We start from the raw sequence: 12,572 nt of genomic DNA, 5'->3' as shown, positions 1-12,572 counted from the left end.
TCTTCCATAGTGGAAAAAGTATCACTAATTGAGCCCAGTTGGCTTATGGGGTGTCTTATGTGGGAAAAAGTACCACTAATTCTGCTGAGAACAACCGTATGGGATGATTATGCAGGAATTAGGTGTACAAAATCCCACTAAAACTATCTGTAGTAAAGATTCAGCCCATTTAGTTATACTTATTCCACTTTGCTTCAGCTTCTGAGGACTTTTATGGCGTTTGGCTACCTGAAACAATTATCTTTGAAGGATGGGATCGGGATCGGCTAAACATCCTTTATGGAAATGTAATGTGATTTTTATATAAGAAATTCGCTTACTTTAGTTACTTAACTATTTCTTTAATTACGTAAGCTTCCATGAACAGCCCCTTTACAGCTATGATAATTGTGAAAATATGCACAAGGGGGCAAGATTCAACATGAAAAAGAAATCAGCCGCTGCTCTTATTCTCATTCTTTCTGTCATGCTGGTGATCGCAGGATGCGGCAACAACGGCAACAGTAACAACGCTGAGAGCAAGAGTAAGAACACTGAGACCAAAAAAGAAACAGAAGCAGTTTCAGGGGCATCTGAAGCAAGCTATACACCGTACGATCAATTAAAAGATAAATACGATATCATCATTGTCGGAGCGGGTGGTGCCGGTATGTCGGCAGCGCTTGAGGCCAAAGCTAAAGGCCTGAATCCGGTTATTCTTGAAAAGATGCCGGTAGCGGGCGGCAATACGTCCAAATCCTCTTCCGGAATGAATGCTTCGCAGACGAAGTTCCAGAAAGAGCAAGGCATTGAAGACAGCAATGATTTATTTTATGAAGAGACCCTAAAGGGCGGTCATGATACCAATGACAAAGAGATGCTTCGTTTCTTCGTAGATAATTCCGCGAGTGCGATCGACTGGCTGGATTCCATTGGAATCCGTTTGAACAACATCACGATTACCGGCGGTATGAAGGAAAAGCGCACACACCGTCCTGAAGACGGTTCGGCAGTAGGGCAATATCTGGTCAAAGGTTTGGTGAAAAACGTACAAGAAAAAGGCATTCCACTATTCGTGAATGCTGATGTTAAGGAAATCACCGAAAAAGACGGCAAGGTTAATGGAGTCAAGGTCCTCTTTAACCAGGCAGATGAAAAAACAATAACAGGTTCTGCTGTTATTGTGACAACCGGCGGTTTTGGAGCCAATAAGGAAATGATTGCCGAGGTAAGACCTGATTTGAAAGGGTTGGTAACGACCAACCAGATTGGCAGCACCGGCGACGGCATTAAGATGATTGAGAAACTCGGCGGTACAACCGTCGATATGGATCAAATCCAGGTTCACCCGACAGTACAGCAGGAGAAATCCTATCTGATCGGGGAAGCCGTTCGCGGGGAAGGCGCTCTGCTCGTTTCCAGTGAAGGCAAACGGTTTGTTAATGAAATGGATACTCGGGATCATGTCACCGCAGCCATTAATACGCTTCCTGAGAAAGCTGCGATCCTTGTCTTTGATTCCGGTGTCAAATCCCGTGTCAAAGCGATTGAACAGTATGAGAAGATGGGATTTGTTCTAAAAGGGGATTCTATCGAAGCCTTGGCTAAAGAAATGGGTGTACCTGCAGAACAGCTGAAGACAACCGTAGATACATGGAACACTGCGGTAAAGAATAAAAAGGATGCCGAATTCGGCAGAACTACCGGTATGGATCACGACCTTTCCGGCGCGCCATTCTATGCGATCAAAATCGGCCCTGGGATCCACTACACCATGGGTGGTGTGAAGATTAATACAAACACAGAAGTGCTTAATAAAGAAGGCCAACCTATCGCAGGTCTGTACGCGGCTGGTGAAGTGACTGGCGGTCTGCACGGTCAAAACCGGATCGGCGGCAACTCTGTAGCAGAAATTATTATTTTCGGCCGTCAAGCGGGAATCAAGTCGGCTGAATTCGTACAAGCACAATAGCAGATCAGCTTTACCTAAAGGGTCGTCCCGGAAGCCACGAAATTGGCTGCCTGGGACGGCCTTTTTGGTGAGCTGGATTATGGGTGGACGCCCTGCGGACAGAACGCAAGGAACAGCCCCTTATGATACCGGAGAAGGTTTGGTTGTCCGGGTGAGTGAAAATAGTTCAAGCTCCGGCCGGGCTGTTCCTGCCAGGATGTCGGACAGCAGTTCTGCAGCAATCATACTGTAGACCGTTCCATTACCCCCGTATCCTTCAATGAAGTAACAATGGGGATACTCGGGATGAGGACCTATAAAAGGCAGCCCGTCCCGGGAGGTCCCGAATACACCGCCCCATGAGAACTCCGCTTCTACTCCTTTGATCTCCGGAAAGAGAGCTTCAAGCTCTTCAAGCAGCCTCTGGCTCTGGGAAAGCACTCTGTTTTCCCTCTCCAGGGGACCCGTTAACTTTTCGTCCCTGCCTCCTGCAATGATGCGTCCATCAATAGTCGTGCGGAAATACAAATAAGGCCGGGCCGTTTCCCAGATCATGCTCTGTTCATGCCATTCGGGAAATTTCTTCAAGGGCGGGGTCATGATCGCATACGTGTTAATCAGCTCTGCTCCCCGGTCTTTTTTCATCTCCTGAGTTTCATAACCCATCGCAAAAATTACTTTTTTGGCGGAAATCCGGCCATGCTCTGTGTAGCAGGTGACCCCGTCTGTGCCGAACTCCAAATGGCGGGCCTTCGTATGTTCGTATACCCGGACACCACTTGCGTGGGCCTTATGGATCAGACTGTGAAGCATACGGAATGGATTGGTTTCTGCATCCCCTCTGGAGTAGAGTGCCGCAGGCTTGGAGAAGGAGTAATGTGCCTTAATTTTGTCTTCCTCCCAGAATTCCGCGTTGAAACCATGTGCCGCAAGATTTTCATACTCCAGCCTTATTTGAGCAACATCCTCCGGGAAGCTGGCATATAACAGGCTGCTTCTGGGAATAATGTGCGGATCAATATCCAACTTGCCCGGCAGCTCCAGGATCTTCCCGATAGCTTCACGGCATAATTTGTAGAATAATAAGCCTTCCTCTGCTCCAAAAGTATTCATGCAGGAGGTAAGCGATTTGTCATTTGCCACCTGCAGCAAGCCTGTGTTGGCGTGTGTGCTGCCTTGACCCACTGCCCTTTTATCAATCAATACGGTACTCGCTCCGCTGCTGGACAAACGGTATGAAGCCATTGCCCCTCCCATACCCCCGCCTACGATCAGACAATCGCATGTGATATCCCCATCCAGCACAGGATATACAGGAAAATGGGGCAAGGTTCTCTCCCAGGGCGTCTTCCCGCTGAGTAATTTCATCTGTTGATCTCCCCTTTATGAGATTCCGATAAGGTATTATTGGTCGCTGTACAGGCTCTCATACATCATTGCGGTCTTCTTTACATGTAGGGAGCTGTGCTTTTTGGCACATATTTAGCTTCTATCCGCAGCATACTAATACGGCTTGAACCATATAGAAGGAGGGACACAAGAACATGCAATCTACGCAAATGCAGGCACTTAGCGGAAAAGAACTGGAATATATTGCGGACTCCATCTCCAATGAAGATCTGCTGATCAAGCAGCTGGCTGCAACCGCCGGCAGTACTCAGAACTCGACGGTGAACCAGATTTGCAACCAGCAAATCCAGAGCCATACCCACCATATGGGAATGCTCATTCAGCTTCTGCAGCAGCACCAGCAATATGCCCCCTCACAACCGCAGCAATAAGTGCTTTTAAGCATGAAATCTAAAATTATTTCAAGGAGGTTATTAAGTGTACGCACAAAACGGAGCTCAATTTATGGCGGATGAAGATCTGTTAACTATGATTCTGGATGACCTGAAACGGACCGTACGCGAATATACGACAGCGGCTACAGAATCGAATTGTCAAACCGTGCGCCGGGTCTTCAATGACCTGACCATGGATACACTGCGTATTCAAGGGGATTTGTATAACCAGATGTCTCAGATGGGATTCTATCAAGCACCGGACAAAGCCCTTCGCCAAGCCGTGGACAAGCAGATCCAAAGCGCACAGCAGATCCAGCAAAAAAGCCAGCATTTTGTACAGCAAAAATTAAATGGGACTAGCGATTACAGACAGGCACCTAATGTATCGCAGCATCAGCCTAACGTGCAAAGTTCCTACTATATGTAACCCGGCTACCCCCTACCCGACGCAGCAGAGCGATCTCTTTCCTGCATCCCGGGGAGAAGAAGCTTCTCCAGATCATGCAATCCGTTAACCCCGCTCCTGCGGGGTTATTTTGTTTGCAGAAGTGCCATTTTCATGTCATATTAGTATTAAACTCTTTTCGCAGGAGGGAAGGCATGAAGGAAATGAATGAACTGAAGAGGAAAGTGCTGGAACTGCTCAAGGAGGACGCGCGGAGCTCTACAGCACTGATGGCAACGCTGCTTGGAGCGGAAGAAGACGACGTCAAACAAGTGATTGAGCAAATGGAGAAAGACCATGTCATTGTTAAATACGCCACTGTTGTGAATTGGGATAAGGTGGACGATGAGCGGGTTACAGCGCTGATTGAAGTACAGATCACCCCGGAACGGGGCCGGGGCTTCGAGGGGATTGCTGAACGGATATATCTGTATCCCCAGGTGAAATCGGTCTACCTCATGTCGGGAGCCTATGATCTGTTAGTAGAAGTGGAAGGCCGGAATCTCCGGGAGGTCGCCAATTTCGTATCTGAGAAGCTGTCTCCAATTGATGCGGTACTCTCGACCAAAACCAATTTCACGCTCAAAAAATACAAACAGGACGGTATCATCTTTGAAGAGCATGAGGAAGACAACCGTCTCATGATATCTCCGTAAAGGAAGTAATCATCTATGATCACGAATAACAGTCAGCATACCGGAGATACAGGCAAATCGATGAATTCCTATTTGGCGCCGCTGGTCCAGCAGATTCAGCCTTCGGGCATCCGCAAGTTTTTTGATCTGGCGGCAGGCAGCAAAGATATTATTTCACTTGGGGTCGGGGAGCCGGACTTTAAGACGCCGTGGCATGTTAGAGAAGCCTGCGTATACTCGCTGGAGAGAGGTTTTACGGGCTATACCTCGAACGCGGGTATGCCGGAGCTTCGGGAAGGCATCGCCGAGTATCTGCACAACCGTTTCGCCGTTGATTATAATCCGGCCAATCAGATTATTGCCACAGTGGGCGGCAGTGAAGCCATTGATCTGGCATTGCGCGCCTTGATCTCGCCCGGAGATGAGATTCTTATTCCTGAGCCTTGTTATATTTCCTATTCTCCGATTACCGCGATCGGCGGCGGGATTCCTGTCGGCATTGAAACGTTCGGGGAGAACAACTTCAAGCTTACCGCAGAGGGGCTGGAAGCCAAGATTACCCCGCGCTCCAAAATTCTGATTCTCTGTTATCCCAGCAACCCGACGGGTGCGATTATGAGCCGTGAGGACTGGGAGCCCATTGCCAAAGTTGTGGAAAAGCATGATCTCATCGTGATCTCCGATGAAATCTATGCGGAACTCACTTACGGCAGCAATCACGTCAGCTTCGCTTCGCTGCCGGGGATGATTGACCGGACGATTCTGGTCAGCGGCTTCTCCAAGGCATTTGCCATGACCGGCTGGCGGATGGGCTATGCTTGTGGACATCCGGACTTAATCTCCGCGATGCTGAAGATCCATCAATACACCGTCATGTGTGCGCCTTCCATGGGTCAGGTGGCTGCGCTGGAGGCATTAACCAACGGCATGGAAGAGAAAGACCGGATGACCGACTCCTATAATCAGCGCCGCCGCTTGATTGTCAAGGGCTTGCGGGATGCCGGACTGGAATGCCATGAGCCGCAAGGTGCATTTTACGCTTTTCCGAGCATACGCCGCACCGGGCTCACTTCCGACGAATTTGCCCAGCGCCTGCTGCTGGAGTACAAGGTAGCCGCGGTTCCCGGCAGCGTCTTTGGACTTGGGGGCGAAGGGTATCTCCGCTGCTCTTACGCCACTTCTGTCACCCAGCTGAACGAGGCTGTAGAACGGATAGGGGCATTTGTCTCACAACTAGAACGCGAACATCTGTAATAGGTCAAGAAGATGAAGATAATCGGACTATAGCGGATCTCTTTATTGTATGGTATTATTTTACTCTGAGGACAAGAAACACCTATGTTAGTACTTACATGGATTTTCTTTTCTGAATCATACATTTAGGAGGGATGATTGTGCTCAGCGCCGATTATTACTTGCCTTCCTATGGTGGGGAATGTTTGACCGGAAGCGGAAAAAGGCCCCCCAAGGGTGATGTTAACGCACACAGACTCTCTTTGGAAGATGAAATCCGTATTCTTCGCAGCAGAATGGAACAGCTTTTTGCACAGGAGAATTCGTTCACTTCGGCTAATGTGATCGAAATCAGCAGCCTGCTGGACCTGAAAATTAATGAATACATGAGAGGGCATTTCCGCAGACGCTGAAGCTGCGAATGTTCTTTGACTGGGGACCTCCGGGTCCCTTTTTTATATTAGTGAGCTTTTTGCTGGGGGTGGAGGTGTAGTGATGATTACGAAAAAGGTGAAAAAGCAAGCTTTTGCAGCACTCGGCTGTGATCCTGATCAGGCTGAGCTCCTTGGAGGATACAACGGCAATGTGTTCGGGATTAACCGTGGCGGTGAAGAGATTGTTGTTAAAATATTGGAAAATGCTGTCATAAACGTTGAGGCGCTTTTGTCAGAATTGGAATGGCTGGAGTATCTGCGCAGTAAGGGTCTGAGTGCAGTCAAGCCGCTTCGTTTGGAAGCCGGAAAGTTCATTCATCCCGTTTCGGAGGAGTACTGTTGTGTTGCCTATGAAAAAGCTCCAGGTATCCCACTGAATCCCAATGACATCATGAGCTGGAATCCTAACGTCTTTGAACAATGGGGAAAGGTCATGGGAAAGATGCATGCGTTGGCCAAAAGCTATGATCCGGTCCATATACGCCCGCAGTGGTTTCAGCACAATCTGCTACAGGACGAATTCCTGCATAAAGATCCGCTCATAGCAGAAAAGTGGCGGCAGTATAGAGCAGCTTTTAAGCAGCTTTCTGTCACGCGGGACGAGTATGGCCTAATACATGGCGATCTGCACCATTCCAACGTTCTGCTTCATCAGGGAAATCTGACACTGCTTGATTTTGGGGACAGCGAGTATCACTGGTATGCATATGATATCGCCATATCGGTGTATCATACGGCCTATACTGTTCCAGCGGGACCGCAAAGGGATGCTTTCCTACAAGTGTTTTTCAATTCCTTTATGAACGGATACGCCCAAGAGAACAGCAATATCGGCTTTATTTCGCAAATTGATGCTTTTATAGATTATCGGCATCTGTTCTCCTATACCTATCACACGGCTTATGCTGATTTGAGTCAACTCAAACAGGGGCAATTGGAGTTTCTGGGCCAGATGAGATCGGCAATCTTGAATGGTTCATGTTGTTTAGGTTTTGCTCTGGTATAGTATTCTACGAGCAGAACATTCAATGGATAACCCTGGTTCAGGGAGTTATTTACATGTCAGAAATGCCGAACTTTGTTTGCCTTATCTGCATAGGAGCGTTTAAACTAAGAATATGTGACTTTAGAGGCAGGAGGGACAATGAATGGCGATCTATACACGTACGGGGGACAAAGGGGAAACATCAGTCATCGGCGGCCGCGTAGGCAAGGACGATGTACGCGTTGAGGCCTACGGCACGATTGACGAGCTGAACAGCTTTGTCGGCCAGGCACGCAGTCTGATGGAGGACGAGAAGTTCACAGATGTGCGGGAGCAACTGCTGGAGATTCAGCATGAGCTGTTCGACTGCGGCTCGGATCTGGCTTTTGTGAAGCTTAGTGAGAATAAATATAAGGTAAAAAGCGAGATGGCTGAGCGCCTCGAAGGCTGGATTGATGAGCTGCAGGCAGAAAATCCGGTGCTGGAGCGATTCATCCTGCCGGGAGGAAGCCAGTTGTCGTCCGTGCTGCATGTCTGCCGTACGGTGTGCCGCCGCGCGGAGCGTCGCGCAGTTACACTGGGACGGAGTGCGGATATTAACCCGGAGGCAGTGATCTATCTGAACCGGCTGTCGGATTACTTTTTTGCGCTGGCCCGCACGGCCAATACACGGCTCGGGATTGCTGACGTAGAGTATGTGCGCAGCAAAAAGGTGTTCCGCAATTAACATGACGACGAGTTATTATTCACCCATTTCATATCAAGTGCCGCCGTCTGAGGACGGCTGGCTGCTTAAGACCATTCTGCAGAAGCGGATGGATGTCTCCCGCAAACTGCTGTCCCGGCTCAAAATGACGGACCAGGGTATTATGCTGAACGGGGAACGGGTCTATATCAGCGTGAGGGTAGTCGCTGGCGATACTGTGGAGATCCGCATGGAGCAGGAGACTTCGGAGGATATTTTGCCGCAGCCGATTCCTTTTGAGATCCTGTATGAGGATGAGCATCTGCTGGTCGTCAACAAGGCGGCGGGAATTATTGTGCATCCTACCCACGGGCATTATACCGATACGCTTGCGAATGGAGTCGTCTATTATTGGGCGCAAAAGAGCGAGCAATTCCGCTTCCGTCCCGTTCACCGGCTGGATCAGGAGACGTCGGGTGTGCTAGTGATTGCGAAGAATCCATACAGCCACCAGCATATTTCCGAGCAGATGATTGCCGGAACGGTGGACAAGCGCTACAACGCCTGGGTGCACGGTGTTCCTGCTGTGCCGAGTGGCGATATCGATGGCCCTATCGACCGCGACCCGGCAGAGCCGCACCGGCGGATAGTAACGCCGGATGGTTACCCTTCCTTGACCCGCTACGAGGTCAAGGAGGTGTATCCCGGCGCAGCAAAGGTCGAGCTGAAGCTGGAGAGCGGCCGCACCCACCAGATCCGGGTGCATATGGGCTCCATCGGCTGCCCGCTGATCGGTGACGGCATGTACCGTCACCCGCTATACGCCAAGGAGGGAGTGCCCGGCGGGGTGCCTCAGGCGCAGATAGCGGAGGAGCAAGCGCAACTGGAGCGTGTAGGGGAGCTGGATGCAGAGAAGCAGGTGCAGCAGGAGCATGTTGTGGCGCTGGATGGTGCAGAGCGCGCGCAATTGAAACGTATAATGGAGCTGGACGCCTCCATTCCGCGCCAGGCGCTGCACGCGGTTCGGCTGTCCTTCCAGCATCCTGTGCTGCGCACGGAACTGGTTTTTGAAGCGCCGCTGCCGCCCGATCTGGCGCTGCTGCAGGAGAGACTGCAGCGGGATGCGGCCGGGAAGTAGCAAACGGCTCTGTGGGGAAATGAGAGGTAAATGTGCACTTGATTTCCCCACATATGGGCTATACAGGGAGATCAGAGGTAAAAGTGCTTTTGATTTCGCCTCAAGTGTGCTATTTAGGTAGATCAGAGGTAAAAGTACCTTTGATTTTGCCAAAGGTGAACTATATCGGCAAATCAGAGGTAAAAGTGCCTTTGATTTCACCTCAAGCGTGCTATACAGAAACAAGGTTTATATTTTTCAATGTACACCGAAGGAGCAGCTGATGAGTCACTTAAAAGTCTATCAATATCCAAAATGCAGCACCTGCCGCAGTGCCGTGAAATGGCTTAGGGAAGCCGGCCATGAGCTGGAGCTACAGCATATAGCCGAGCAGCCGCCTACAGTGGCTGAGCTGCGCGGGCTGGTGGCGGGCAGCGGGCTGGAACTGAAGAAGTTTTTTAATACAAGTGGTGAAGTGTATAAGAATCTTGGACTGAAGGACAAGCTACCCAGTCTCAGTGAAGCGGAGCAGCTGGCACTGCTCTCCAGCAATGGCATGCTCATCAAACGTCCGATTGTCACTGACGGCACTAAGGTTACTGTGGGCTACAAGGAAGAGCAGTACGCTGCTGCATGGAACAAGGCCTGATTCCTTTTACAACCGAAAATAAGAAGATACAAGGAGAGGTTACACATGAGTTCAGAAACAAAGGGCCGGGTAATGATCGTCGACGGAATGGCTCTGCTGTTCCGGGCTTTTTATGCGACCGCTTATGGAGGATATATCCGCAAGACTAAGGCTGGAATGCCGACGAATGCGGTGTACGGATTTTTGCAGTATTTTTTCGATGCGGTCAGCACGTTTGAGCCTACCCATGTCGTCTGCTGCTGGGATATGGGCAAAGGGACCTTCCGCACCGAGAAATATGACGGTTACAAATCGAACCGGATTGATGCGCCGCTGGAGCTGATTCCGCAGTTCGATCTGGTCAAAGAGGTAGTAGCTGAGCTGGGTGTGCCGAATATCGGCCTGGTGGGCTATGAAGCGGATGACTGCATCGGCACGCTTGCGTCCTGCTACAGCGGAGAGTCTGAGGTCTATATTCTGACCGGAGATCATGATATGCTGCAGCTGGTCAGTGACAGCGTTAAGGTCGTGATTATGAAAAAAGGCCGCTCCAACTACAAAGTGTACGATCCTGCGGAGCTGCTGGAAGAAAGAGGGCTAACGCCTGCCCAGGTGATTGACCTGAAGGGCTTCATGGGCGATACCAGTGACAATTATCCCGGCGTACGCGGCATCGGGGAGAAGACCGCGCTGAAGCTGCTGACGGAATACGGTACCGTGGAAGGTGTGATCGAGAATCTCCACCTGCTGCCCAAAGGAGTGCGCGCCAAAATCGAAGCTGATCTCGATATGCTCCATCTCTCGCGCGAGTTGGCTGAAATCCGCTGCGATGTGCCGGTTGTCTGTACACTTGCAGAATGTCTGTGGGAGCTGCAGCGGGAGAATGCGGCCCGCAAATTTCAGGAGCTGGAGTTCGGCAGCCTGATGCATTTAGTCGGCACGGTACAGGATGAACGGGGCATTGTGCAGATCGAGCTGGGGGATCTGGGTTAAGCTCCTATTCCATCTATTCAGCAGGACGAACCCATTGCCCAAATAGTTAATTTGTAACATAGCGCTTCTTGTGCCGCCAGCGGCAGGGAGGCGCTTTTTGTTATTGACGAATGTGAAGCAAAGCTACTATAATATTAATATACTTATTAAGTGATTAACGAATATATTAATCTTGGAGAGGCGGCATTGGAATGGCTCAACGTGCAGTGCTTAACACGGATATCAGCAAGGGAACGATTAACCGGAACATTTATGGACATTTTTCCGAACATTTGGGACGGTGTATTTATGAGGGCATCTGGGTAGGAGAGGATTCGCCGATTCCGAATACCAAGGGCATCCGCAATGATGTGGTGAAAGCGCTTAAGGAGATCAAGGTGCCGGTGCTGCGCTGGCCGGGCGGATGTTTTGCCGATGAATATCACTGGAAGGATGGCATTGGGGAACGCGAAGGCCGCAAACGGATGATCAACACTCACTGGGGCGGTACTGTGGAGAATAACCATTTTGGAACGCATGAGTTTATGGAGCTTTGCGCTATGCTGGAGTGTGAGCCCTACATCAACGGTAATGTAGGCAGTGGAACGGTACAGGAGATGTCCGAATGGGTAGAGTATCTGACCTTTAACGGCGTATCTCCGATGGCTGAGCTGCGCACGAAGAATGGCCGTGAAGAAGCGTGGGCAGTCAAGTATTTTGGCGTAGGCAATGAAAACTGGGGCTGCGGAGGCAATATGCGTCCTGAATTTTACGCCGATCTGTACCGGCAGTTCCAGACCTACGTCCGCAACTACGGGGACAACAAGATTCACCGGATCGCTTGCGGGCCGAATTCGGACGATTATCACTGGATGGAAGTGTTGATGCGCGAAGCTGCCAAGTTTATGGACTCCATCACGCTGCATTACTATACCGTTCCCGGCGCAACTTGGGAGCATAAGGGTGCGGCTACCGGCTTTGAAACTTCGGAATATTTCACAACACTGGAAAAGGCGCTGCACATGGAAGAACTGTTGTCCCGCCACAGCGTGATTATGGACAAATACGATCCTGAGAAAAGAGTAGGCCTGATCGTCGATGAATGGGGGACCTGGTATGATGTGGAGCCGGGCACGAACCCGGGCTTCCTGTATCAGCAGAACTCGATCCGCGATGCGCTGGTTGCCGGATTGACACTGAATATTTTCCACAAGCACAGCGACCGTGTGCGGATGGCGAATATTGCCCAGACGATTAACGTGCTGCAGGCCGTCATTCTTACCGAAGGCGAGAAAATGCTGCTGACTCCGACCTATCATGTATTTAATATGTACAAGGTGCATCAGGACGCCGAACTGCTCGATCTGACGCTGGACAGCGGTTCTTACAGCTATGACGGCAAGGAGATTCCTGAAGTATCCGCTTCGGCATCGGTAACAGCTGAAGGTGTCATTCATGTCAGCCTGTGCAACCTGAATCATGCAGCCGCAGCGGTGCTTCCGCTGGAGCTGCGCGGACTTGCCGGTAAAGAGGTGCAGATTTCCGGCACTACGCTTGCCGGGGCGACCATCGATGCCCATAACTCGTTCAGTGAGCCGGAAGCGGTTGCTCCGCAGCCGTTCACTGCCTTCAAGCTGGAAGGGGATACGCTTACTGTGGAACTGCCGGCGATGTCGGTAACGGTACTGGAAATTACACCGAACGCATAAAAGGAGTACTGT

General features: G+C 50.4%; 13 protein-coding genes. 12 read left to right on the top strand and 1 reads right to left on the bottom strand.

What is annotated here, in order from left to right; translation table 11 throughout:
* Positions 1-421: 421 nt before the first annotated feature.
* Entirely contained in the window at positions 422-1,951 is a 1,530-nt protein-coding gene (locus ACTJKB_RS06440; RefSeq protein ID WP_440832561.1) for a flavocytochrome c, read from the top strand.
* 120 nt (positions 1,952-2,071) lie between these two features.
* Here ACTJKB_RS06440 and ACTJKB_RS06435 read toward each other — a convergent pair whose 3' ends face one another.
* Positions 2,072-3,298: an NAD(P)/FAD-dependent oxidoreductase gene (locus tag ACTJKB_RS06435; RefSeq protein ID WP_440832560.1), complete on the bottom strand. Its 1,227-nt coding sequence runs from the start codon at positions 3,296-3,298 to the stop codon at positions 2,072-2,074.
* A 176-nt stretch (positions 3,299-3,474) separates the two neighbouring features.
* Between ACTJKB_RS06435 and ACTJKB_RS06430 the strand changes: the two genes are divergently transcribed.
* The 11 genes from ACTJKB_RS06430 to ACTJKB_RS06380 all read left to right on the top strand — a co-directional run bounded on the left by ACTJKB_RS06430 (position 3,475) and on the right by ACTJKB_RS06380 (position 12,560).
* Entirely contained in the window at positions 3,475-3,711 is a 237-nt protein-coding gene (locus tag ACTJKB_RS06430) for a hypothetical protein (protein ID WP_054939665.1), read from the top strand.
* A gap of 46 nt (positions 3,712-3,757) precedes the next feature.
* Positions 3,758-4,144 (top strand): spore coat protein, encoded by a 387-nt coding sequence (locus ACTJKB_RS06425; protein ID WP_440832558.1) that lies wholly within the window; start codon positions 3,758-3,760, stop codon positions 4,142-4,144.
* 173 nt (positions 4,145-4,317) lie between these two features.
* Positions 4,318-4,818, top strand: a complete 501-nt coding sequence (locus ACTJKB_RS06420) for an Lrp/AsnC family transcriptional regulator (protein ID WP_074084663.1) — start codon at positions 4,318-4,320, stop codon at positions 4,816-4,818.
* Between the two features lie 15 nt (positions 4,819-4,833).
* A complete protein-coding gene (locus ACTJKB_RS06415; RefSeq protein WP_440832557.1) occupies positions 4,834-6,051 on the top strand; it encodes an aminotransferase class I/II-fold pyridoxal phosphate-dependent enzyme in 1,218 nt (405 codons plus the stop codon).
* A 134-nt stretch (positions 6,052-6,185) separates the two neighbouring features.
* Positions 6,186-6,443 (top strand): aspartyl-phosphate phosphatase Spo0E family protein, encoded by a 258-nt coding sequence (locus ACTJKB_RS06410; RefSeq protein ID WP_083606739.1) that lies wholly within the window; start codon positions 6,186-6,188, stop codon positions 6,441-6,443.
* Between the two features lie 82 nt (positions 6,444-6,525).
* The gene (locus ACTJKB_RS06405; RefSeq protein WP_440832555.1) at positions 6,526-7,470 is read left to right on the top strand and encodes a phosphotransferase enzyme family protein; all 945 of its coding nucleotides are present in this window, start codon (positions 6,526-6,528) and stop codon (positions 7,468-7,470) included.
* Positions 7,471-7,612: 142 nt separating this feature from the next.
* Complete coding sequence (locus tag ACTJKB_RS06400) at positions 7,613-8,176, top strand: cob(I)yrinic acid a,c-diamide adenosyltransferase (RefSeq protein WP_074109657.1); 564 nt, start codon at positions 7,613-7,615, stop codon at positions 8,174-8,176.
* 1 nt (position 8,177) lies between these two features.
* Entirely contained in the window at positions 8,178-9,272 is a 1,095-nt protein-coding gene (locus tag ACTJKB_RS06395) for an RluA family pseudouridine synthase (RefSeq protein WP_440832554.1), read from the top strand.
* Between the two features lie 262 nt (positions 9,273-9,534).
* The gene (locus ACTJKB_RS06390) at positions 9,535-9,900 is read left to right on the top strand and encodes an arsenate reductase family protein (protein WP_440832553.1); all 366 of its coding nucleotides are present in this window, start codon (positions 9,535-9,537) and stop codon (positions 9,898-9,900) included.
* Positions 9,901-9,945: 45 nt separating this feature from the next.
* On the top strand, positions 9,946-10,872 hold the full coding sequence (locus tag ACTJKB_RS06385) for a 5'-3' exonuclease (RefSeq protein ID WP_074109660.1): 927 nt from the start codon (positions 9,946-9,948) through the stop codon (positions 10,870-10,872).
* A 191-nt stretch (positions 10,873-11,063) separates the two neighbouring features.
* The gene (locus ACTJKB_RS06380; RefSeq protein ID WP_440832552.1) at positions 11,064-12,560 is read left to right on the top strand and encodes an alpha-N-arabinofuranosidase; all 1,497 of its coding nucleotides are present in this window, start codon (positions 11,064-11,066) and stop codon (positions 12,558-12,560) included.
* The last annotated feature ends 12 nt before the right edge of the window (positions 12,561-12,572 follow it).

This window comes from Paenibacillus sp. 22594, assembly GCF_052044425.1.
Taxonomy (GTDB): domain Bacteria; phylum Bacillota; class Bacilli; order Paenibacillales; family Paenibacillaceae; genus Paenibacillus_AQ.
The sequence above is the reverse complement of the archived record's forward strand: the minus strand, read 5'-3'. Positions and strand labels throughout refer to the sequence as shown.

What these genes read in the sequence shown, in the direction of transcription:
- ACTJKB_RS06440 (WP_440832561.1), top strand. Translation starts at nt 422, where the DNA reads ATGAAAAAGAAATCAGCCGCTGCTCTTATTCTCATTCTTTCTGTCATG.
- ACTJKB_RS06435 (WP_440832560.1), bottom strand. Translation starts at nt 3,298, where the DNA reads ATGAAATTACTCAGCGGGAAGACGCCCTGGGAGAGAACCTTGCCCCAT.
- ACTJKB_RS06430 (WP_054939665.1), top strand. Translation starts at nt 3,475, where the DNA reads ATGCAATCTACGCAAATGCAGGCACTTAGCGGAAAAGAACTGGAATAT.
- ACTJKB_RS06420 (WP_074084663.1), top strand. Translation starts at nt 4,318, where the DNA reads ATGAAGGAAATGAATGAACTGAAGAGGAAAGTGCTGGAACTGCTCAAG.
- ACTJKB_RS06415 (WP_440832557.1), top strand. Translation starts at nt 4,834, where the DNA reads ATGATCACGAATAACAGTCAGCATACCGGAGATACAGGCAAATCGATG.
- ACTJKB_RS06410 (WP_083606739.1), top strand. Translation starts at nt 6,186, where the DNA reads ATGATTGTGCTCAGCGCCGATTATTACTTGCCTTCCTATGGTGGGGAA.
- ACTJKB_RS06405 (WP_440832555.1), top strand. Translation starts at nt 6,526, where the DNA reads ATGATTACGAAAAAGGTGAAAAAGCAAGCTTTTGCAGCACTCGGCTGT.
- ACTJKB_RS06400 (WP_074109657.1), top strand. Translation starts at nt 7,613, where the DNA reads ATGGCGATCTATACACGTACGGGGGACAAAGGGGAAACATCAGTCATC.
- ACTJKB_RS06395 (WP_440832554.1), top strand. Translation starts at nt 8,178, where the DNA reads ATGACGACGAGTTATTATTCACCCATTTCATATCAAGTGCCGCCGTCT.
- ACTJKB_RS06390 (WP_440832553.1), top strand. Translation starts at nt 9,535, where the DNA reads ATGAGTCACTTAAAAGTCTATCAATATCCAAAATGCAGCACCTGCCGC.
- ACTJKB_RS06385 (WP_074109660.1), top strand. Translation starts at nt 9,946, where the DNA reads ATGAGTTCAGAAACAAAGGGCCGGGTAATGATCGTCGACGGAATGGCT.
- ACTJKB_RS06380 (WP_440832552.1), top strand. Translation starts at nt 11,064, where the DNA reads ATGGCTCAACGTGCAGTGCTTAACACGGATATCAGCAAGGGAACGATT.